The sequence below is a fragment of the Moorena sp. SIO3H5 genome (genome assembly GCF_010692395.1).
Taxonomy (GTDB): Bacteria; Cyanobacteriota; Cyanobacteriia; order Cyanobacteriales; family Coleofasciculaceae; genus Moorena.
Genome location: NZ_JAAHHS010000010.1, coordinates 12926 through 36154, shown reverse-complemented (window position 1 = coordinate 36154; position 23229 = coordinate 12926). Strand labels below are relative to the sequence as shown.

15 protein-coding genes and 2 pseudogenes are annotated in these 23229 nt (G+C 42.9%); 9 read left to right on the top strand and 8 right to left on the bottom strand.

Annotated features, from left to right (window positions below; translation table 11 throughout):
* Positions 1-138 precede the first annotated feature (138 nt).
* Positions 139-675, top strand: a complete 537-nt coding sequence (locus tag F6K52_RS02650) for a retropepsin-like aspartic protease (protein ID WP_293073648.1) — start codon at positions 139-141, stop codon at positions 673-675.
* Here the strand turns inward: F6K52_RS02650 and F6K52_RS02645 are convergent.
* A complete protein-coding gene (locus tag F6K52_RS02645) occupies positions 653-3556 on the bottom strand; it encodes a VIT domain-containing protein (protein ID WP_293073646.1) in 2904 nt (967 codons plus the stop codon). The genes F6K52_RS02650 and F6K52_RS02645 overlap by 23 nt on opposite strands.
* A gap of 139 nt (positions 3557-3695) precedes the next feature.
* Positions 3696-3884, bottom strand: a complete 189-nt coding sequence (locus tag F6K52_RS02640; RefSeq protein ID WP_293073643.1) for a CPXCG motif-containing cysteine-rich protein — start codon at positions 3882-3884, stop codon at positions 3696-3698.
* Between the two features lie 221 nt (positions 3885-4105).
* Here F6K52_RS02640 and F6K52_RS02635 point away from each other — a divergent pair, with 221 nt between their 5' ends.
* Both F6K52_RS02635 and F6K52_RS02630 read left to right on the top strand, forming a co-directional pair.
* On the top strand, positions 4106-4576 hold the full coding sequence (locus F6K52_RS02635; RefSeq protein ID WP_293073640.1) for a GNAT family N-acetyltransferase: 471 nt from the start codon (positions 4106-4108) through the stop codon (positions 4574-4576).
* 46 nt (positions 4577-4622) lie between these two features.
* The gene (locus tag F6K52_RS02630) at positions 4623-4805 is read left to right on the top strand and encodes a hypothetical protein (protein ID WP_293073638.1); all 183 of its coding nucleotides are present in this window, start codon (positions 4623-4625) and stop codon (positions 4803-4805) included.
* Between the two features lie 202 nt (positions 4806-5007).
* Here the strand turns inward: F6K52_RS02630 and F6K52_RS02625 are convergent, their stop codons facing one another.
* The gene (locus tag F6K52_RS02625) at positions 5008-6525 is read right to left on the bottom strand and encodes a serine/threonine-protein kinase (protein ID WP_293073635.1); all 1518 of its coding nucleotides are present in this window, start codon (positions 6523-6525) and stop codon (positions 5008-5010) included.
* A 775-nt stretch (positions 6526-7300) separates the two neighbouring features.
* On the opposite strand from F6K52_RS02625, the pseudogene F6K52_RS02620 reads away from it, so the two are divergent.
* Positions 7301-7580, top strand: a pseudogene (locus tag F6K52_RS02620) (RNA-guided endonuclease TnpB family protein); the annotation flags it as partial.
* Positions 7581-7740: 160 nt separating this feature from the next.
* On the opposite strand, the gene F6K52_RS02615 reads toward F6K52_RS02620, so the two are convergent.
* Complete coding sequence (locus F6K52_RS02615; RefSeq protein WP_293073632.1) at positions 7741-8505, bottom strand: cyclase family protein; 765 nt, start codon at positions 8503-8505, stop codon at positions 7741-7743.
* Positions 8506-8822: 317 nt separating this feature from the next.
* Between F6K52_RS02615 and F6K52_RS02610 the strand changes: the two are divergent.
* Positions 8823-10080 (top strand): annotated as a pseudogene (locus tag F6K52_RS02610) (transposase).
* A 554-nt stretch (positions 10081-10634) separates the two neighbouring features.
* On the top strand, positions 10635-11702 hold the full coding sequence (locus tag F6K52_RS02605) for an NAD-binding protein (protein ID WP_293073630.1): 1068 nt from the start codon (positions 10635-10637) through the stop codon (positions 11700-11702).
* Here F6K52_RS02605 and F6K52_RS02600 read toward each other — a convergent pair.
* Positions 11691-11813, bottom strand: a complete 123-nt coding sequence (locus F6K52_RS02600) for a hypothetical protein (RefSeq protein WP_293073627.1) — start codon at positions 11811-11813, stop codon at positions 11691-11693. The genes F6K52_RS02605 and F6K52_RS02600 overlap by 12 nt on opposite strands.
* 101 nt (positions 11814-11914) lie before the next feature.
* Positions 11915-12262, bottom strand: coding sequence for a hypothetical protein (locus F6K52_RS02595; RefSeq protein ID WP_293073624.1), 348 nt, complete (start codon positions 12260-12262; stop codon positions 11915-11917).
* 223 nt (positions 12263-12485) lie between these two features.
* On the opposite strand from F6K52_RS02595, the gene F6K52_RS02590 reads away from it, so the two are divergent.
* Positions 12486-12755, top strand: a complete 270-nt coding sequence (locus tag F6K52_RS02590) for an element excision factor XisH family protein (RefSeq protein ID WP_364415746.1) — start codon at positions 12486-12488, stop codon at positions 12753-12755.
* Positions 12756-12769: 14 nt separating this feature from the next.
* Here F6K52_RS02590 and F6K52_RS02585 read toward each other — a convergent pair whose 3' ends face one another.
* Positions 12770-13777, bottom strand: coding sequence for a glycosyltransferase (locus F6K52_RS02585; RefSeq protein WP_293073622.1), 1008 nt, complete (start codon positions 13775-13777; stop codon positions 12770-12772).
* A gap of 542 nt (positions 13778-14319) precedes the next feature.
* Here F6K52_RS02585 and F6K52_RS02580 point away from each other — a divergent pair.
* Together F6K52_RS02580 and F6K52_RS02575 are read left to right on the top strand one after the other, a co-directional pair.
* A complete protein-coding gene (locus F6K52_RS02580) occupies positions 14320-17259 on the top strand; it encodes a tetratricopeptide repeat protein (RefSeq protein ID WP_293073619.1) in 2940 nt (979 codons plus the stop codon).
* A 121-nt stretch (positions 17260-17380) separates the two neighbouring features.
* Positions 17381-17905, top strand: a complete 525-nt coding sequence (locus tag F6K52_RS02575) for a calcium-binding protein (RefSeq protein ID WP_293073617.1) — start codon at positions 17381-17383, stop codon at positions 17903-17905.
* Between the two features lie 132 nt (positions 17906-18037).
* On the opposite strand, the gene F6K52_RS02570 is transcribed toward F6K52_RS02575, so the two are convergent.
* Positions 18038-23206 (bottom strand): tetratricopeptide repeat protein, encoded by a 5169-nt coding sequence (locus tag F6K52_RS02570; RefSeq protein WP_293073614.1) that lies wholly within the window; start codon positions 23204-23206, stop codon positions 18038-18040.
* Positions 23207-23229 lie beyond the last annotated feature (23 nt).

Sequence of the window (23229 nt, the reverse complement as noted above, 5' to 3'; positions counted from 1 at the left end):
AACTCTATCTAAGAGTAGTTTCGGTTTAATAGTTTCCCTGGGTAATCTAGGATTAGGCGATAATTACCGATTCAGCCTTTATCCTTCATCTTTACTAAAAGTTTGTACTAATCAAAAATACTGGAGTATATAAATCAGGTGAAACCCTATTTACCAATCCAACTATTAACAACATTATTTGTAATCACAACCAGCACCATGACTCCTGCTGTTTCTAACGCTCAAATCGATTTACCCTGTTTCATGCGGGATGCCAATGGCAATCTGATTGACCTTGGCAAACTTTGTGGCATATCAAAACAAAACAGTTCAGGCGTGATTACAATCCCGATCAAACGCCGAGTCTATAACACTCCTGTAATTGATGTGACTTTTAATGGTAAACGAACCTTTGAAATGGTGGTTGATACAGGAGCATCCGTCGTGACAATTACCCCAAAAATGGCAAAAGCTTTGGCATTGAAGCCAGAAGGAACTGCCACGATGGATACAGCTAATGGTACAGTCGATGTACCCCTGGGTCGCTTGGGCTCCGCTGCCGCAGGAGGTATTGTGGCTAACAACCTACTGGTTGCTGTTAGTCCATCCCTGTCAATTGGACTGCTAGGACACAATTTCTATCAAGATTATGATCTGACGATTAAGCAAGATGTCATTGAGTTGCACCTTCGTTAATTCGTAAGGTTAAACACACGCTTTTGACAGAGGTTTCGGGAACTCGCCAACAAGAAAGCGATCGCTTAATCAAATCAATCATTTGGGATTCCGTCAGGGTAGAGGCTGCTTCATCCCACATCACCCTGATCACGCGACCTCTACGCACTAGGAACTCGAAGACAATTTCACCAGCTACCCCTAGGGGTAGGTTCAACCGTTGCAGATGTTGGGTTAAACAAGTTGTCCCTATTTCATCTAATCCCTTAACTCTGACCAACTGTAACCTGTGATGGCTGATTGCCGCTGAGCTTAATATCTCTGACTTCACCTTTTGAATCAATCTAGGACAGACCAAGGTCAATTCAAAGTTATCTGGTGATTGATTGGCTAAATAGTCCTCAGTGATAATTTTTGATGTCTGATGGCTATAACAGGGATTATCATTATGATTTTTTTTATTCTGAAGTGTCTTAGAAGTAATATAATCCTGAGGGATAATTTCTGATGCCTGATGGCCATAACAGGGATTATCATTATCATTAATTGGCTTAGATTCTTGGTACCTGTTTTGCCTATACTCTGACTGTTGAATCCAAGCTTTGGTTTTAACCCCCAATTTCCTATATTCACTTATTGGTAGGGCAGACCTTGGCATAGGAGAAGACCAGGCGTTGGGAGAAGACAAGGGAGAGAGGGAAAACAGTAAAGATCGGTTGATCTTAGAGTGCTTCCGTGTCGCCTTTGTCCCCTGGTCATCAGGCAATAATTTGGAATTGATGTCAATTCCTGCTTGTCTCCTGCTCTCCTTATCCCCTGCTCTCAACCCTGAACGCCACTTCTGTAGCCTGAGTTTATCTTCAATTGCACTAGCAAAAGTACTTTTGATCATGCCTTCCCAGTTAACTCCTTCTGGGATTGTTACTGGTACTTGCATGGAGATGAGGTGGCTTTCTCCTGCAACCGCTACCTGATCACTGACAGCCACAAAAGCGGTGTACTGGCACAATAGTTGATAACTCAACGCTGTTTCCGTAACTGCCTCTACCCCAGCTTTAGTTTCACAGCTCAACATTTGCTGCATCAGGTGTTTAATCCTTGCTCTACCCCACAGCTGGGCAATGGCTGGATTGTTGGCTTGATCAAAATTGAGGTTAAATCTTGTCTCGTAGTAACTACCATCCGCCCTAGTACCGGTAATCCTGAGAGTACCAGTAGGGGTTGTTGGCGTAGCGTAGCCTTTTGGCCAAGGTTGGTTTGGGGTTAAGGTTGAAAGTTGTTTGGTTGAAAGTTGTTGGCCTGTAGCCTTCGAGTCCGATAGGTTATTCTCCAAACCTTTAACCTTTAACTTACTAACCTGCAACTGTTCTGCCTGGAACTCTTGAATCGGAGAAATGCGTCCACAGATAACCAAAGGCTGCTGGGTAAATAGATCCGGAGTGGGATTGGGATAAATTATCGCTTCCCCTGCGCCTTCCCAAGTAACGTGAATATTGGTTAGCACTGGGTTATTAATTTGACGGAAAAACTGTTCCGCTACTGCTTCAGTTGGTTCATCTTGACGCACGATTCTAGCTATTCCCCGTCCAATTTCAGCTAAGCGATTGAGCAGAAAGCGGTTCGGAGAACTGCCGACACCAAAGCTATAGATGCGATTTCCAGGTTTAAGCTGTTGCTGTACTTCTGCTAGTACCTGATTCTCATTGCTAATGTAGCCATCACTTAGCAGTACAATACTCCGTAGTCGTCCCTCTGGTGCAGCCGGTAACTTGAGCAAGTTACGAATACCTTTGAGTAAATAAGTACCACCGTTGGCTTTTAATTGATTGATGTAGTTAATCGCCTTTCTACAGTTTTGGGGGGTATTCGATAAGGGTTTGGTGGATAGCTGAGTAGCAGTATCTGAAACATCAATAATGGTAAAGGTATCCTTGGGATTGAGTCCATTAATAAACCGACGCATCAATTCCTGAGACTTTAGCAGAGGATCCCCCATTTGAGAACCAGAAGTATCGATCACGAAGACCACATCCTTTGGCACAATCTCATCGGTGCTATAGTCCAACGCGGGGATAAGATACACAGCAAAATGATTGCCCCTTTGATCTGCGTGGGTAAGTACTGTTGTATGAGTATGCTCCTTGGCAATCCCATAGCGTAGAATCAGGTCTTTGTTGGGAATCGTATCTTCCTGACTCAGTTTGAGCTGCAGGATTTGCCCCTGTTGTTCAATGTTAATCTGATGGGAGGTAGAATAAACCTCTGTAATTGCTACTCCAGCGTCAATCTCGACGGTTACTCCAATGTCATGACCTGAGCGAATGTCTGGCGGAATCAAGGGTGGAGTGATCCGGGAAGCATCGGGAACGAAGTCAGTATCCCCACTCTCATCAATGGGAGTACCAGGGATGAAACGGGGGCCAACTACCATTGGGAAGACAAATTCATAATTACCCCCCTGGAACTGTAGCTGATCGGTATAGCGAAGGGTTACCTCAATTTGCTCCCCTGGTTTAATGTGAGCTAGAGATTGAGTAAAAATATTATCCCGTTCTTGCTCTAAGAGTCCCGCAGTCCGCCCCTGACTGCAAGCTTCCTCGTAGATAGTTTGAGCGTCTTCCCGTTTTTTGATATTGCCCTCAATTATGCGATCGCTTAATTTAATCTCCATCTCATCCACCGCCGCTTGATCCGGTAGTGGAAATATATAGACCGCTTCTAAGGGTTCGCTGAAAGGATTATCAAAGGTCTGTGTCACCTCTACCCGTGACAGGTGACCGGTAATTTTGGCGTAAACGTCTGTATGTTTGAGAGGAAATACCGAATGTTGCTCCTCTTCGTTAACGTATAGTCCCCCTAGCAACTGCTTGGAGCATAATAGTGCATGAGTGGGCATGGGCATTTACCTTAAGATTGAGCAAATGGGTGAGCTTCGCTACTGTCCCTATCAGTAGCAAGGTCTTGGGTAGACGCACCATGCTAGCCACAAATGTAATGATAAATCCTTACCAAGAGTGAACTTGGCTCAATCTGCTTTTTAGTTAGCCATCATAATCGCTGTCAATCTCAATATCGAGAGTTTCTTGATCCACCCTTACATACAAAATGTTTGGACGACAGCACACTTGACAATCTTCGATATAGGATTGCTGTTCACCAGCGCTTAGATCTACAAAGGTCAAAATGGTTTCACCACAATAGGCACAGGAATATTGAGCAGTATCTTGCATTCACTCACAATTTTCTTTGAGTGTAGCAATAATTGTATTGGGTCAGGGCTGACAGAGATCACAACTGACCTATGAAATCGGTAACTGATAAATTTACAGACTGACGGTCTGTTGTGGAGTGCTTTGTTTTTGACTGGTTTGTTGTTCAGGTTTGATGGTTGACGATTGAGGGTTGACGGTTGATGGTCAACCATGAACAAAAATTCAATTTACAGCAGCTGATGACTAAACCATCTCTATCGTTACCACCAGGATGTATTTTCCGCCCTGCCTGTGCCAAGGATACCTGGGCAATTCTTAAATTAATTCTGATTGCTAAACTAGAGCCTACCCAGTTACGTTGGACCCAGTTTCGGGTGATTGAATTTGAGGGGCGTGTGGTGGCTTGTGGACAATTGCGCAAGTTTCCCGATGCCCAAGAATTGGGGAGTTTGGTTGTGGCACCTAAGTGGCGCAATCAGGGCTTGGGGAGTTATCTAATGGAAAATCTCATCAAAGAGGCAACTCAGCCTCTTTATCTCGAATGTATGGGTTGGCTGACGCCATTTTACAACCGTTTCGGTTTTGTGTCAGTATCCTGGCAAGACTTACCAAAATCCCTTAAATTTAAGTTTGGCTTGTCCAAACTAGCCACTACAGTATTCCGTATTCCTCTATCCATCATGATCTACCAACCAAAGGATGAAGGATGAAGGCACCTTAAGTAGCTTGGCCAAAAGTTAAGGTTGTTGGCCTAGCGTGGCCAATGGTGGTTTCCTAGGCAAACCTGTCTCTAGTCGTCGCTATTTAATTGAACATACTCATGAACAGGTATCCGATGTACTCAATCCCATTGCCCACGTGGAGGTGATGCAAAATATTCCCTCTCAGGAAAAGCACGCTATTGTTCCCTACCTCTCACATTTTTTATGTCATCAATGAGCTGAGTCCTGAATTCTGAATTCCTGAATTTCGCTATTAATTGGTTTTTAATTTTGCCTTCAACCTTTAACATTGGCCTTAAGGCCGTAGGCCACGCTACGCGAACAACTTTCAACCTTTAACCTTTAACCTTTAACCTTTAACCTTTAACCTTTAACCTTTAACCTTTAACCTTTAACCTTTAACCTTTAACCTTTAACTTTCAACCTTCTGCATTTGGTGATGAATCACTAGATTTGATATCTAACCAAGCTCGGATTTCTTCAGCTAACCAATTTAATTCAGCTTCTGGTAATTGTTCGCCAAAGATGTAGGTTTGGGATTTTTGACCAAAGGGTGATGGTCTTTCTACCTGAGTAGTGATCGCAATCCCCCGATGGTATCTACCTTGTGCATCCCGATAGGCAGTAATATAAACTTCTTTAATTTGTGAGTTTTCTCCTCGATCCCATTTTTTGCGGCTCAAGGATGCCTTAGTAATTTCAAATTTTTTGTTATCAAAACAAATACGAACTGCCTCAGAAAAGTCTTTTTCTGAGTTTAATGATGTTATCCACATCACTAAAAAAATAGGGATAGCTAAAGGCAGTAATGATACTGGAATTGCTAATAAAATTACTAATATTTGAAGAATAAGGTGCTTAAATAAATCCAGTAAAATTGCGACAACTACTCCCAAACCAAGACCAACTAATAACCGGCGTTGCCTAGACTTTTCTAAGGTCTTGAAGCGCTGTAGTGAGTAAGAAAATACGCCCTTTACCACCCCTCTAGCTCGTTTTAGGGCATGTTTGAGGGGTTTCATCACTATCATTTCCCAGTGGGAGGGGATATCAATGATCAGTTGTTCTGCTGATTTATGGATACGGACAACAGTGTCTGGCAGACCAGTTGGGGGAGTGTTGTTTGATGGAACCACTGGGTTAGTGTATAGCGCTTCAGTAGCTTGTTTAGCATCACTAAAGCGGCGCTCCACAGCTGGTTCTGTAATTTTCTCTAGCCAGGTCACCAAGCCAGGCTCAACAGTAGAACCGAGTAGTTGACGAAATTGAATCCGCAAATTTTCCTGAGGTAACTCAGCAGGTGCCACTCCAGTGAGCAGTTCAATCAAGGTCACCCCTAAGGCATACAAATCAGAAGCAGGCACAGCTTGACCCCCGAACTGTTCCATGGGAGTATAACCATAGGTTCCCACCACTGTAAATGTGGCACCCGCAGTATTTGGTTTAGCCTGCACTGCTCCAAAATCGATTAAATATACCTGCTCGTCCTCACCCCAAATTAGATTGCTTGGCTTGATATCTCGGTGTAAGACTGGGGGGTTGAGCTGATGTAAGTACTGAAGAATTTCTAAAATATCAGCTGCGATAGTATTTACCTGCTGCTGAGAGAATCTAAACCCTTGGGACTGTTGCTGTTTCAGGGATAGACCAGGAATATACTCCTGAACCAGTCCAAACCACAGGATACTTTCATCGAGGGAAAAATAATCCCGATACTTGGGAATCCGAGGATGATCCAGTTGTTTGAGAACTTGGGCTTCCCGCTCAAATAGTTTCAAATCGTCCCATTGTACGGGACCACCTAAAGCCAAAAGCTTGACTACGACTTGCGTGTCAGATTCGGAATCCTGTGCTAGCCAAGTCTGGCGCACTGGATTATCATTCAGCTGCTGCTGGAGGTAATAGCGATTTTGGAGGACTTTCCCAGATTCTAGCATAGTTTAGTAGGCGTTGAAGCCAGTTCTTTTACTATAGCTTTTGGTGAATACAACTTACTATAAAGAAAAACCCTTGTGAATAAGAGCAATCAACCATGTCCTGTAGCAGTTACAGAAGTATCGGGGTTGTTGCTAATAGATTGTTTATCAAAAAATTATGATTCCCCTAAATCCCTCTGCCTGAGTAACCCCCTTGCGTCTTCTTTAAAAATGCAGAGCTGTTTCAAAGGGTGCTAGGGAGGATATAAAAGACAGGAAGATATCAGTTGTTAAAAATTGCTTTATACACAGTCTATATTAACTATAATAGTAAGTAGGTCATAGGTAACTTTATTATAAATCATAATTACAACAATAAATTTACCATTATTATTCATAAAAAATATTGCTTATAGTTTTTTATTGTCATTACAATAAAAAATAAAAAAATTGATTAAAATTTGCTATTGTCTTGAGAAGGCACAACAAAATTAATTGGCTTTAATAAAGCAAGTTTAGACTCTGGATAGTGTATTTATATAAACAAACCGTTTTGGGGATAAGTATGAAATTATAATGACAGGAACAGAAATCCATCAATCACCCTCACGGTTATTCAGTTTTTAAGGCGCGAAACCTTGCGACTTGTCGCTAAGTGTGATAATTTCCTTGAGTGCTTATCGATACTGATTTAAAGCGAGCAAATCCCACACCATTTACCCCAAAATAACCTCTGGGGAGTGTTGTAATTTGTTTTTACCTGGTAGTCGATGNAGGTGATGCGCGAGTGTTGGTTATGGAGTTCAAGGCTGTCCTAAAAGAGCCTCAAAAGTTAGCAATAAATGAAGCTATTAGAACAGCTCGCTTCGTCCGGAACAAAGTACTTCGGTACTGGATGGACAATCGCGGGACAGGGAAGAAAGAACTCTATCGCTACAACACTCAGTTAAGGGATGAATTTAAGTTTGTTAAAGACCTCAACAGCCATGCTTGTCAAGCCTAATCGCGAGAACGTAGAGCGTGCCATTAAACGTTTCTTTGACAACTGCAAGAAAAAGGTTCCCGGGAAGAAAGGGTAACCACCCTAACCGAAATCTTACGAGTTCTACCCCACAGTGCTTTATCCTGTAAGTCTCACGGTCAATTGGAGAAGCCAAGAGCTGCTAAAGTGAAATCCCTAGATCAGATGGCTCCAAATCGGAGATACGGTTGATTCACACTGCTGGTCTGATCAAATCAATTCTCGATAATGCCGACTACCCGAGCCGGTCCAGCAGAGCCATTTTTGATCTTAAGGGGGAAGGCTGCAACTTTGAAGCCATGAGATGGTAGTTGATCAAGATTCGTCAGCCGTTCCAGTTGGCAGTATTCTTTATCAATCCCAACAAAATGAGCCGCCCAGAAAATATCGTTCCGCCCACTAGCTTTGGCTTGCTTAGCTTGAACTGGTAGAGGTACATCCCAACCCCAAGAGTCAATCCCCATGACTTTGATTCCCTGATCAATCAGCCAGTGTGTGGCCTCAGCACTGACACCAGATCCATGGGTAAAATAATCCGGTGTTCCTAAGCGCCGATCGTTACCAGTGTGGATTAGCACGATATCGAACGGCTTGAGTGTATAGTTAATCTTGTCGAGAGCTAATTTGACATCCTCGACAGTAATCGCCTCACCATGGTTTTTGTGGCGCATATCCAAAACTACGCCATCACGGTAACACCAGTCCAAAGGGATCTGGTCAATGGTCTTGGCAGGCTTCCCCCCGCAAGTTGGTGCGTAGTGCCACGGCGCATCCATATGAGTTGTGCCATGGGTGGAAAGCTTAATCACGTCATTGGCCCAACCAAGTCCTCCCCGCAGGTATTTCGGTGTAATCCTGAACAGCATCCAGATGGCTAATCGTCCAAATTTATGATTGTGGTAAGTTACCGAATTACGTGCCCACCAGGGAGTCCAGTCCTTGTCATTTTGCAAGGTATCACTGAGATCAATTATGGGCATAAGACTTTCCCAAAATTAGTCAAAATACTGCTATAGCCTAACAATCATACCAATACTTACGTGACTCCTGAAGCTGAAAGCCCCGTGTTTTTAAACCGGGTCAGAAGTTACCGCAAAAATAAGGCAGCCTTTATGGTTGGTCGGCTATGGGTAAAAGGGTTAAAACTTTATGATTAAGGCTGCCTTATTTTAAGGTTTCGTCTCCGGGATGAAAGCTCGTAGCGACTTTAGTCGCCGTGAGAAAAATATCGATAAATACTTGACACTTTTATGTAATTTTAATAGTATAAATATATATCAAAATAGCTCGAAAATTGGTGATTATTATAGAGTTCAAAGCCAAAGGCAAAGAATACCAATATTCAGCTATAGACGAAGCTATCCGGACAGTTAAATTCATCCGTAATAGCTGCATCCGTCTGTGGTTGGACAACAAAGGGACAGGGAAGAGTGACCTTAGCCGGTACTCCAAAATACTGGCAAAAGAATTCTCTTTTGCCAATGAACTGAACTCTACTGCCCGTCAAGCTGCATCTGAAAGGGCATGGTCATCAATTGTTCGCTTCTACGATAGCTGCAAGAAAAAAGTTCCAGGCAAGAAGGGGTTTCCTAAATTCCAAAAACGCGCTCGGTCTGTCGAATATAAAAAGTCAGGATGGAAATTATCCCCTGATAAGAAGTCGATAACGTTCACCGACAAGAAAGGGATTGACCTTCGGTCACGCTACGCGAACGGAAAACTTAAACTCAAGGGCAGCTGGGACTTGTGGCGCTTCGACAAGAAGCAAATCAAGCGGGTTCGGATAGTCCAGCGAGCTGATGGGTACTATGTTCAATTTTGCATTGCAGTTAACGTAAAAGAAGAACTACCCCATACTGGCGAAATAATAGGACTAGACGTAGGACTTAAAGAATTCTATACAGATTCTAACGGTCGATCTGAACCTAATCCCCGATTCTATAGAAAAGGGGAAAAGAGATTAAAGTTTTATCAACGTCGGGTTTCCCGGAAAAAGAAAGGCTCTTCCAACCGAAAGGAAGCAGTTAACAGATTAGGCAGGCAACATCTTAAAATAAGTAGGCAACGTGAGGAACATGCAAAGAGACTTGCACGTTGCGTAATCCAATCTAACGATTTGGTCGCCTACGTTCGCGAAGCGTGCCGTAAGGCAAGATTTAAGAGTTAAAAACCTGGTCAAAAACCATTGTCTAGCCAAATCTATTAATGATGCAGGTTGGTATCAGTTCAGGAAATGGTTAGAGCAATTTGGGGTTAAGTTTGGTCGGATAACTGTTGCAGTAAATCCTGCCTACACCAGCCAGCATTGCTCTGAATGTGGTGAAGTCGTCAAGAAATCTCTATCAACTCGAACTCATACCTGTAAGTGTGGATGCGAGCTTGATAGAGATCATAATGCCGCCATTAATATCCGAAATAGAGCTGTAAGTACGACGGGGCACGTCGGAACTTGGATTATTAATCCGAACGCTTCAGGAGATTTGGCCTCTACTGTTCTTGGTTCCGGCCAGGTTCAGCAAGTCGGATCGTTGAGTGAAGAATCCCCGCGTCTTTAGACCGGGGAGTGTCAAGGGATAGATTAACGAAATCTTCAAAAATGTGATAGCAAAGGAAACAGCGGATCTGGGAAGAGCGAATCTGGGAACAAAAATGCTCAAAATCCCTACAGGGATCCCTATAGGACTTACGCGAAGGTCCTGAATGTGGGATCCTCAAGAAGGACATCGAATTTTTCTGCCATGGTGCCAGTGGCCAGATTGTCTAGCTTAACAACACTCCTAAAGCCACTGAATTGGTGGGATTCACCATTCCACTAGAGAGTCAATTAAGGTAGTTGCATATTACTGGAGGAACTAATCAAAAGAGATTTCTACTGTGTAAGTAGAGACAGTTGGAAATCCGCAGATAATGTTTGACTTAACCTTTACTCGTAATTTAAGCGCTACACTAATTGTTGTGACTCTACTTAGCTTCAGTTTATCTACCGTGCGTCATCATCCCCAAACCATGACGAAACAAAAACAATTCACTCCAATTGGAAACGCGATGAGAATGGGTTTAGTCATCAAGGGTCAACAACTTCGCTACCGTTAATCGGGTGTATCATTAAATGATTAATTTTAAGGTCTTTGAACAAGCACGCCAAAAACATGCCCGCTCTGAAGCTATGCCATTTATGGCTGAGCTGAGACAACAGATGCGTTCCCATCAGCCTTATCAAGGATTAAGACTATTGCATCATATCCCCTTGACCATAGAAACTGTCTTTAAAGTTGAACCGTTACTGTTGGCTGGTGCAGAGCTTACGGTGTCTTGCCCTAATTTTATCGACCCTAACCCAGAAGCGGTGGAAATTTTACTCAGTGCTAATGTTGAGGTTAATCTGGAAGGGAATTTTGACGATAACTATGATATTTGTTTAGATCTTTATGGAGAGTTACCCACACTAATCACCCCTAGCCAGGGAGTGGTAGAGCTAACTAAACTTGATAACGATATCTATCAATCCTTAGATATTTCCTATCCCTTGATTTCTGTGGATGACAGTTCCCTAAAAAATATCGAAACGTTCTATGGCACGAGTCAAGCATTTGTCAAAGCATTCCACCAGTTAACTAACGAATTATTAGTGGATAAAAAATTGATAATTTTTGGTTGTGGAAAAGTTGGGAAAGGACTCGTTAATGAATTATTAGGCTTAACCAATAATCTGGTGGTTGTCGAGAAAAATTCTAAGATTTTGGAACAGCTGAAAGCTAGAGGAATCAAAGGGTTACAGGCTGATGACCTTGATGGCATTAGGGCAGCACTAAAGGAGGCTTTTTGTGTTGTGACCTGTACGGGAGTTAATGGAGTAATTTCTAAGGAGTATGACTTAGACAAGAAAGATTTTAGTGGTAAGTATCTTGCCAACATTGGCGCAGAAGATGAATTTGGTGATAACTTCTCAGAGGCAGACGTGCTTTTCAAAAAAGCTCCGATCAATTTTTCCTTAGCGGAACCTACTCCAGTTGAGACTCTTGACCCAGTATTCTATGCCCATAATATAGCCATTGACTTAATTTTATCGAAGGAATTGGAACCCGGTTACCATTCATTTCCTAGTCATCTTGCTCAGGAAATAGTAGAGAAATGGGGAAACTATCATGATCAAGATATAGCCTTTTTAAGGGAGTAGGGAGTAGGGAGTAGGGAGTAGGGAGTAGGGAGTAGGGAGTAGGGAACAGGGAGCAGGGAGTAGGGAGTAGGGAGTAGGGAGTAGGGAACGTAAGCATTCAGCTGACGGCACCTCAAGTAGCGTGAGCTAAAAGCTCACGGCTGACGGCACCTCAAGCAGCGTGCGCGTAGCGCATATGCTTACCTATAGTCTTTTAATAATTAATCCTGCCATCACCAGTTGCGATAATGTTCATAGTCCCAACATTCTCCCTGTTCCCAACTTCTTCCCGTTGCTTCACAGTTGTAGGAGTCATTAATCCAAGGAATACTGGTTGGGTGGGCGTCAAAAATTTTATTTTTAACAATAAAGTCATCATTTTGATTAAGTTTTGTTGTCTGACTTATATCTTTGATAAATAAGGATGATGGTAATAATCCAAATAGGGAAGATTTAATAGTAAAAAAAGAAAGACTCAATACTAAGCTTGAAGTAAGGTGAATGACTAAGATTTTTTTTGGTTTATTTTTAGTTTTAAAAATCCGGTCACCTGGTAGTTGATAAATAGATTTATAAACCATAAATAATAGTTTAGGTTTTTTTGATTTGAAATCAGCGTAGCACTTATCTGTTTACCAACAGGTTTATTTTAATGTTTAATTTCTGTATGTTTATGTATAACTTTTGTTTACGGTTGACCCTTGAAAGTAATCACCATAAGCATTTCAGTGATTCCACGTATAGATTATGGCAAGATGGCAAAATTGTGAAATGGAGGGATGATAAGATTATATTTAGTGGGTAATTACAATAGTATTTTTAGGATTCGGTGAATTAGATGATGATTTATGCACTCTCGAAAAAGACGGGTGGACGATTACGAATGACCCATTAATATTAGTGTTAGGGCAAACCCTATTGAAAGCTGATTTAGGAGCAGAAAAGTTTTTTGGTGCTGAGAAAGAAGGACGTAAAATTGCTGTGGAACTTAAAGGCTTCGAGTCTTCTTCAGTTATTAATGAACTGGAAAAAACCATGGGACAGCTTCAGCTTTACCAATGGGCTTTGGACTGATGCAATAGTTTCAGTTAGTACAAGCTAGATCCACCTACCAACACCGTTTCTCTAGCCTGAGCCATCACCCATTGCATCAACTGCTGCCACTCCGGTGACTTCCCTAACCCATCAGCATCAAACTCCCCGCCCCAATTCCTGGAAAACTCGGCAAAATTCTCTGCCCAATGTACTACTGTCTCCATGGGTAAATAAGGACTATAGGGCCAAGCCTGTTGTAAATACTTGATCATTTCCCTGGGATGTCCTGTAGTATATAAATACCAAGCAATCCAGACTAGGGTTCCATAGCGCACCTGATTTTCTAATAGACGGATTCCTGGTGGTAATTCAGCCTTTTGAAAGAAGTTGTCAATGGCTGCGGACAGGGAGCGAGCTTGAGGAAGTCCTTTGTGCATGGCACTTTGGTGATGTTGCCGATAGCCTACTGTTACCTGACGTAACCAAGCGGCAGGACAACCCTTGAGGGCTAACCGTAGCACGATTTCTGTATCTTCAGCGGGTGGAAACCTGGGGTCAAACCCGCCAACGGACTCTAGCCAATGGCGACGGAACATCATCGCACTAGGCAGGACTGGCTTCCACAGTAGCCAACTTTCTAAGTTTAATTCTGGTACTTTCTCCCATGGACGCACTGTCATCAGTGGCTTACCCTGGGCATCCACGCGATACCAACCACTATGGACAATTCCCAGGTGGGGTTGTGCTTCAAATACTGCTAACTGGGCAGCTAACTTACCTGGCAGAAAAAAGTCATCGGCATCAAGGAATGCGACAAATTCACCGTTGGCTAGTTTAATGCCATGGTTGCGGGCAAGGGAGACTCCTTGGTTTTCTTGATAAATGTAACGAATGCGTCCGCGATAGGCTTGCAACACTGATCGAGTCTGGTCTGTTGAACCATCATCAATTACCACTACCTCATAGGAACAGGCTTGTTGATTCAGCACACTTTCCACTGCTTCGCTAATATAGCGATCGCAATTATAAGTGGGAATTATTACACTGACTTGTGGTATCATTTACGACTCTCCCATCACCCGATTGAGCACTGCTATAGCCTTATATAGCAAAGGGAACAGGGAACAGGGAACAGGGAACAGCGAACGGGGAACAGGGAACAGGGAACTTCGGGACAAAAATTATCATAATTCCTACACTGATCCCTATAGTTATTAGCTTTTTTTATGTAACCAATATGAAGATTTAATGATCACAATGTAAAAAGTTTGCAAAAGAAGTTGGTTTTTCAAAAAAACTAGAGCGAAATAGTCGTTAAAATGTGAAAATTAACTTTTTTTGTTTATTGCTATATACTAATATAGGTAATCTCCAAGTTTAGGGAATGAGTAATAGTCATTACCTTACAGTCATTGAATTACAACTAACAAATTCCCAATAACCAGTTAGCAATTTTGTGTCCTTTGTTACGGTTATCTGATCTCGTGTTAACTAAAGGTTAATTATCAAAACTCTAACGGTTGAAAACTGCGATGCTGGCTGAACGCGGGGGATAGTTAAACTATTCATCTGCTCAAGCTAGTTCTAACCCCATAGCTGCCTAATGATCAAGGTTGAATCAACTTACCAACAAGTCAAGGCTTATTTAGCCAAGAAGCAATGGGGTCAAGCCGTTGCTTCGTGTCGGCAAGCTCTGAAACGGCAGCCTGATTCTGGGGAATTTAATTTCTTACTAGGCTTTGCCCTAGCTGCTCAGGGAAAGCAGAGGCAGGCAATTTCTGCCTATAGTAAGGCGGTGCAACTCCAACCGGAACGAGCTCAAACTCATGCCTGCTTAGGTGAGTTATATAGTAAACTCAAGGATCTCTCAAGAGCAGAATGGCATTATCAACAGGCTGTTTGGCTACAGCCAGGTCAGGCTGAGTACCATTACAATCTAGGAATCACGAGGCACAAGCTCTGGGAGTGGGATGCTGCAAAAGAAAGCTATCAGCACGCGATCGCTCTTAACCCCAAGTATGCTAAAGCCCACTATCACCTAGGAGTGTTGTATGGTCAACGGGGTCAGTTAGAGGAAGCCAGCAACAGTTATCGCCAAGCCATTACCAATCAGCCAGATTACCTCAGCGCTTATAATAATTTGGGCTGTGTTCTGTTCGAGCTAAAACAATTCGAGGCAGCAAAGGCGGTCTATCAACAAGGTATCGACCAACAAGGTATCGACCATAATCCTAAGTGGGGCACTCTGTATAATAACCTGGGTAAGGTGCTGCAAGCACAAGGTCAGGCAGGTCAGGCTCTGGTGGCATACAGTAGTGCGATTGAGTTAAACCCAGAGCTAAAATCAGCTTACTTAAATCTGGGTCGGTTATGGCAAAAGAAGGGGAATTATCCGATAGCAGTGCAGTATTTTGAAAGGCTGCTTAGGCTGGATCCAGAACAGATATTGACTTACAGTGAGTGCGCCAGCGCCTTGATGGCTCAGGGGAAACTAGCCCTAGCCTTTGACTATTTACGAAAAGCGATCGCATTGCAGCCAGCGTTTGTGGAGGCTTATTGCCAACGTGCTCAAGGTTTACCAGGCCAGGACATACTTGAGCGATCGCAAATTTATTGTTCTGGATTTATTGAGGCACTACGGAACAAAGAGGATACGTTTCAAGTCTGCCTTTACCTGTGGCAGACTTATCTGTATTTAGGGGATACCTTGTTTGAGTATGGTGCATCAAAGCAGGCGGAAAAGTATTACCAGAAAGCGTTACAGATTCAGCCAGACCAGGTTGAGTTGTATATACGGTTAGGGGATTGTTTAGCCGAGCAGCAGCGACTGGATGCAGCAGTAATGACTTATCACATGGGTTTAGCCTTGCAACCAGCTCATCCTCAGATTTATCTACGGTTAGGGGAAGTCTTGAGCAAACAAAAGCGGTTTCAGCAAGCCCTTGAATACTACGAAGCTCTCTGGGATCAACACTTAGAAGAGGGCAAGGTCAGCGGTAAGCTTGGTAGTCTCGGAGTCTTGCCGATAGATAACGTGCCGATAGATAACGTGCCGATAGATAACTATAGTGCTAAGCCTCTTAGCTCCCAACCTCCTCACCGGATCAAGGGCATTTATGAAGCGACCAGGGACTGGTATATGAGCACAGATTGCCATGGCTGCTACTACATAGAGGTACCTTGGTCAACCATCGATAAGGATTGGCAATATACGGGATCGAGGGACATTGAACGTTCTGCGAACCATGGTTTACAGGGCAATGGTTTCCCAAAGCATCTCAACACCATGTCCATGGTAGCGCCGCCAGCTTCTACCCTGGCTCCTATATCTGTTGAAGCCAGCCAGTCCCAGTCTCAATCCCAGTCTCAATCCCAGTCTCAATCCCAGTCTCAGTCCCAGTCTCAATGTGGCGGTGTTACCTGTAATCGATGTATGAGACGACTGTGTAACCAGTTTGAGTCCATTCATCTGGGCCATAGGGTCTATCAGTGTAACCCACCAGAAACACTGTCTGTGGATTCCCCTACTGTCTTTGTGGCGACTATCCCACAAGGACGGGCTTGGATTGCCCCCCAAAGCAGTTACTGGAAGATTTGTAATGGCATCGCTATCATTACCCCAGATGATTATTTGCTATCTGACGTCTCTCGAAATTACCCATGGTATTTACCTGGATGTGAGAATTACAACCCCAGAAACCATTTAATATTTAGTCTGGATCAGATGCCGCCGTTAGAGTACATAGATGGCACAGTAGCGGTTCTATCTGGACTGTCGGGAAATGGCTACTACCACTGGATGTTTGATGTGCTGCCTAGAATTGAAATCCTGCGCCGCAGTGGGATAGATTTGACTAATATTGATTGGTTTTTGATCAACACGCCACAGCAACCCTTTCAACAAGAGACCCTGAATTGCTTAGGCATTCCTGCTAAAAAAATTATCTCAAGCGATCGCTACCCCCATATTCAAGCCCAGGAGTTAGTCTTACCCTCCTTTCCTGGACATTTTGATTGGGTACCGAAGGGTACTATTTATTTCCTTAGACAGAGGTTTTTACCACAAGCTCTGGAATTAAAATACCCAGAGCGGATCTACATCACTAGAGCTCAAGCGAGACATCGACAAGTTCTCAACGAAAGTGAGGTCAAGGAGCTGCTATCCCAATTTGGTTTTATTACCATTGCCCTAGAAAGCCTGTCTGTGAGGGAACAAGTTGCTCTATTTGCTTCTGTAAAAGTAATTGTTGCTCCCCATGGCGCTGGTTTGACCAATACGGTATTTTGTCGCCCTGGCACTCAAATCATAGAACTAGTCTCACCCAGTTATGTTAGAACAGATTACTGGATTATTAGCCAACAACTGGGACTGAAACATTATTATATAAAAGGAGAAAATTTTGACTGTCAACCTATTCGCCAACTAATGTATACTAGCTCACTAACAGAAGATATATTAGTTAACCTAGATTCCCTTTATTCAGTAATGAAAATTACTGGTCTAAATCAGCTATGCTCAAGGGTATCTAACCAATCAGGATGAAAATAATGCCATTGAAAAAAAATATTTTAGACTAAAAAAAAATAATAGTGTGGCAAAAAAAACTGTTATAAATTATAGTTTATAGGTAATATCAACTAGGATAAAGAAGGAGTTATAGTAAATGTCTTCTATTGTTGCTGACCCAGATGTTGAAGTTATCCCAACTAACGAAGATGGCTTCGTGATTTTAGGACCAGAGGATCAAGAAAGTAATGTTCAGGGGAGCGATGGTCTAGATGTTATTCAGACTGGTGATCAAACCGATGACATTAGCGGTGGTGACGGGGATGATGTGGCGCTGGGTGGAGCCGGAGATGACCAAATCACTGGCGATGAAGGGGATGATGTGCTGCTGGGTGGAGAAGGGGATGATAACCTGATCATAGGACCAGGCACTGATGTGGCGATCGGAGGTCCTGGAAATGATACATTTACCTTCGAGTTCTTTGACGATCAACCGGATATTATTACTGAGTTTCAGTCTGGAGAAGATAGGATCGTGATTCCAGGGGTGAGTGACCAGACTAACGTGACTTACGATTCGATCACTGGTCAGTTAAAAGTCGATGGGAAAATCATTGCTCAATTGAGTACAGGTTTGGATCTTGAAATTAATCAAACTGACGATGGTTTTGAGATACTTTAGTAGGTCAGTAATCAGCAATCAGCTATTAGCAATCAGCAATCAGCAATTAGCAATCAGCAATTAGCAATCAGCTATCAGCTATCAGCTATCAGCTATTAGCATCAGTAATCAGGTTATGCTTGACATCACAGGCTAGAAGCCTGTGCCACGATCTTTGAGGTGCCTATCTTGTTTAGTTTTGTTGAACACAGCGTGGGTGGCTAGATGCACTACGGAATAGTCATTCATCTGATAAATGGTATCCCCATGAAACTGTTTATCGATGAATAGCTTAGTGTTGGGAAAGGTTTCTGCCAGACGCTCTACTTCCGGTTGAGTATACTGTAAGGCCGAAAAGCCTTTATGGGCTTTGGTGACCGCTGCGGCAAACACGTCTAACTGTGGTGTCGGTTTATTGTCTAGGGATGTTAGGCTCAGAGCAGTAATCTGATTAACTCTCAACCGCTCAATTAGCCATTGCTCACCATCATAAAGTGCCCCTAGGGGAATATAGCGCAATTTCCCATCAGGTGCATAAATTATAGTTTTGGCATTAGCTTTGGCTAAGTCCGCTTCAATGGGTTTAATTAGCCACTGGTATAGTTGCTCGGCGGGAGTTCTGGCATTACGGATCGGATTTACGAGGAGTCTGCTGAAGTTTGTAATCGCTCTTTCCAGGTCTTTTCGTTTTACCTTAACGGTGCGGCGAATTGGGGGAGCATAAGGGGTGACTAGGACTAATTCCAAACGGTCTTCTAATACTAGGGGATAGAGAATAACCGCATCCTGTTCCAATTGCTGGAGTTGTTCTCGTAAGCGTATATCATACTTCTTTAAGTCTAAGTTTTCTGCTTCTGTAGTTTCCCTCAATTTTGCCAAGCGCTTTTCTACATCTGGACTATTCAAAAAGTCTTGAAAGTCTTTGGTTAGCTGGGCTTGATTTTTCCTAAGTTGAATGATTCGCTGTTGCTGGGTTTGGGTGCGCTTATCCCTAACAATAGTTTCTAGTTCACTGAGTTCTTGACCCAGGGCAATGGCTTGGTCGATAATCGGTTGGGTACCTTTGATGATTTCCTGTTCTTCAGTCAGTTCTGTAATCCCATCAACGGTGTTATCATCCCCTCGCACATTACTGAGGTAATCCTGCAACTCCTGGACTTTCAGTAAATCCAGCACCCGTAGGGCTTCTAAGTTGCGATTTTGTTGGGTCAATAAATCAGCCAAGCGGCGATAGTCTTCAGCAACAGTGTTGGTAAAGGATTGTTGTTGTTCAACGGGAAGAACTTTTAAGTCTTTGCGGATCCCTTCTCGGACATTAACCGATTGTTTGAAGAAGGTAATCGCTAATTCCGATTGGTTTTGGGTATCATACAACTTACCGATACCAGCCAGAATTTGCCCTTCCCTTAAGCGAGTGCCAAGAGTTCTGGAAAGGGCTAAGGCTTGTTGATAGGAGGCTAAAGCCTGGGGATAGTTTCCTAGGTTAGTGTAAACTATTCCGATATTGTATAAGCTAGAGCTAATCCCGGCTTTGACACCAATTTTTTGATAAATTTCTAACCCTTGCTGATGATAGTCATTAGCTTTAGTATACTCTCCCAGTTTGTCATAAACTATTCCGATAGTAGTCAGGGTGTTAGCTTTCTGTAGGCGATTACCAATTTGTTGGGAAATAGCCAAGGATTGCTGATAAAATTGGAGAGACTTGGGGTATTGTTTCTGTTTTTGGTAAACTGTTCCGATGTTAGTTAGGGTTACCCCAATCCCTTCCTTATCCCCAATTTTATTAAAAATGGCCTGAGCTTTATTGAAGTAGTCTAAGCCTTGGGGATAATCTCCCAAATCCAGATAATTCAGCCCCATATAGTTATAGGTGCTGCCAATACCAGCCTGGTCACCAATCTCTTGACGAATGGCTAGGGCTTTTTGATGATACTTTAGGGCTTTGGGATACTTTCCCCAGTAACTGTAAACTGTTCCGATGTTGCCTAGGGTAGTAGCTTCTGCAGAGCGTACGCCTATTTCTTGTTGAATGGTTAAAGCTTGCTGATAATAGTCTAGAGCTTGGCTAAACTCTCCTTGGTCATTATTAACTGTTCCGATATTGTTGAGACTTATAGCAAGTCCCTCCTTGTCACCAATGTCTTGCTTAATTTCTAGGGATTGTTGAAAATAGTTTAAGGCTTTGGCATTGTCTCCCCGGCTACTGTAAACTATTCCGATATTGCTCAGGATAGTAGCTTCTTCGGAGCGCTCCCCTAGGTCTTGTGCAATCTCTAACGCTTTTTGGTAGTTTTCTAAAGCTTGAGCATACTCACCCTGACTATTGTAAATAAACCCAATATTATTGAGGGTAGTACCTTCCCCTGAGCGATCCCCCAAGTCTTTACGAATGGCTAGAGATTGCTGGTAGTATTCTAAAGCTTGATCATACTCACCCTGACTATTGTAAATAAACCCAATATTATTGAGGGTAGTACCTTCCCCTGAGCGATCCCCCAAGTCTTTACGAATAGCTAAAGATTCCTGGTAGTATTCTAAAGCTTGGTCATACTCACCCTGACTTTTGTAAATAAACCCAATATTATTGAGGCTAGTAGCTTCCCCTGAGCGCTGGCCAATCTCTTTAAAAATAGCTAGAGATTGCTGGTAGTATTCTTTGGCTCGGTCATACTCACCCTGACTTCTGTAAACTTCTCCAATATTATTAAGGGTAGTACCTTCCTCTGAGCGCTCACCAATGTCTTTAAAAATAGCTAGAGATTGCTGGTAGTTTTCTAAAGCTTGAGCATACTCACCCTGATTATAGTGAACTTGTCCAATATTATTAAGGGTAGTACCTTCCCCTGAGCGCTCGCCAATGTCTTTAGAAATAGCTAGAGATTGCTGGTAGTATTCTAAAGCTTGGTCATACTCACCCTGACTTTTGTAAATAAACCCAATATTATTGAGGGTAGTACCTTCCCCTGAGCGATCCCCCAAGTCTTTAGAAATAGCTAGAGATTGCTGGTAGTATTCTAAAGCTTGGTCATACTCACCCTGACTCTTGTAAACTAACCCAATATTATTGAGGTTAGTAGCAACGTTATGACGACTGTGATCGCCCAACTCTTGGTTAATCGCTAAAGCTTGCTGATAATAGTCTAAAGCTTGGCTATACTTCCCTTGGTTATCATATATCGCGCCAATGTTGTTGAATAGATTCGCAATTCCTATGGAATCGTTCAACTTTTCGCTAATGGTTAAGCCTTGCTGTAAGTAATCTAGGGCTTGATTGTACTTTCCCCAATTTCTGTAAACTAAGCTAATATTATTGAGGAGGGTTGCAGTAGCTTTCTGGTCATCAATGTCTTTAGCAATAACCAAACCTTGCTGGTAGGAATCTAGGGCTTGGTCATACTTGCCCTGAGATACATAAACTTGCCCAATAAAATTGAGAGCAGTTATTTCTTCAGAGCGGTCTTTGGTTTCTCGGGCAAGGGCTAGGAGTTGCTGATAATACTCCAGGGCTTGCTGATACTTTCCTTCCCTGATTTGAGCTAGTCCAAGCCCTACCAGGATACTTGCTTCAATGGAGGTATTGTTAAGTTTGCGGAAAATCTCTAAGGCTTGTTGGTAGTAGTCTATGGCTTGGTCATGGTTGCCCAATGCATAATAAGCTAGCCCAATCCTCCAAAGACTTACACCTTCTCCCGTGAGATTTTCAAGTTTTTTGGAAAGGGCTAAAGTTTGTTGGGAATAGTTTATGCTTTGCTGATACTTTCCCTGTTTGTAGTAAACCTGTCCAAGATTATTAAGGGTACTCAATTCCTGAACTTGATTCTTGACTTCCCGGTGAATAGCTAAAGCTTGCTGGTAGTAATCTAGGGCTTGGTCAAACTGTTCTTGGTTTTGGTAAAGTGTAGCAATATTACCAAGGGTGGTGCTTTCCGCAACCTGATTCTTAACTTCCCGGTGAATAGCTAAGGCTTGCTGATAATAATTGAGGGATTGGTCATACTGTTGCTGTTTATCGTAAACTAAGCCAATATTATTGAGCGTAATTCCTTCCAGCTTACCCTTACCGAGTTGGCGATGAATAGCTAAAACTTTCTGATAATAGTCAAGGGCTTGGTCATACTGTTCTTGCTTGCGGTAAAGGTAAGCAATATTACCAAGGGTGGTGCTTTCCGCAACCTGATTCTTAACTTCCCGGTGAATAGCTAAGGCTTGCTGATAATAATTGAGGGCTTGGTCATACTGTTGCTGTTTATCGTAAACCACGCCAATAGTATTCAGCGCAATTCCTTCTAGCTTACGCTTACCCAATTCTTTCCGAATTGCTAGGGATTCCTGGTAAACCTCCAGGGCTTTGACATACTCCCCTTTCTGGTTGTAAATCCCTCCAATCCAAAATAGAATATTCTGTTCTAATCCCCGAAAACCAGTTGGTTTAGTAATGGCTAATGCCAACTCCAGGGTTTCTAGCCCTTTATCCAATTCCCCTTGATTGTTATACAGTATTCCCTTCAAGGTCAGGGCTACACCTTCTCGTAATTGATAACCTTCTTCTCGACTCAGGGCATGAGCTTGTTCCAGAAACTCCCCAGCTTGGTTCAATTTCCCTGACCAGATATAAGCTGAGCCGATAACATTGAGAGCGTAGGCTTGATAGTAGCGTGCTAGAATGCGTTCGCGTAGCGGCTCTTTCAGAGCATCGCTTTTGCCAGTCTTACCTACTTCTTTGATAATACTCAGACCTTGCTGTAAGCTATCTAAGGCTTTGTCATACTCTCCTTGGGAGGAGTAAACTGAGCCAAGATTAACCAGAGCATAACCAATCCCAAGCTGATTACCTACCTCTTTGTTAATGGTTAGGGCTTGCTCCAACAACTCTAGAGCTTTAGGATAGTTTTCTTGACTTGAATAAACTGTTCCGATATGGGTCAGGGTTTCCCCTTCTTCCTTTCGCTCCCCTAGACCTTGACGGATTTTCAGAGCTTGTTGCAATACTTCCAGGGCTTTGGTTTCTTGAGATAATAGATTGTAAACTTGTCCTAGGCCATTAAGAGCTTTAGCAACACCTGTAGAGTTTCCCAATTCCCGATAAATCGTCAATACTTGTTGATAACTCTCCTTGGCTTGAGGCAACTGACCCTTAACAAACTCTAACCTTGCCCGATCGAATAACTGCTCCGCTTGAGTGGCTTGGTCTGGAGTCGTTTGAGCCACTGCTGGAGCAACTCCCAAATTTTCTGAGGCTAGGATCGGCGAGAGCAGGCAGAGTAAGGTAGCACTAGCGAGCTTGAAACAGAATACAGGAATAGTAGAGTAAGTACTCATTGACAAATCAGCCACTTGGTAGT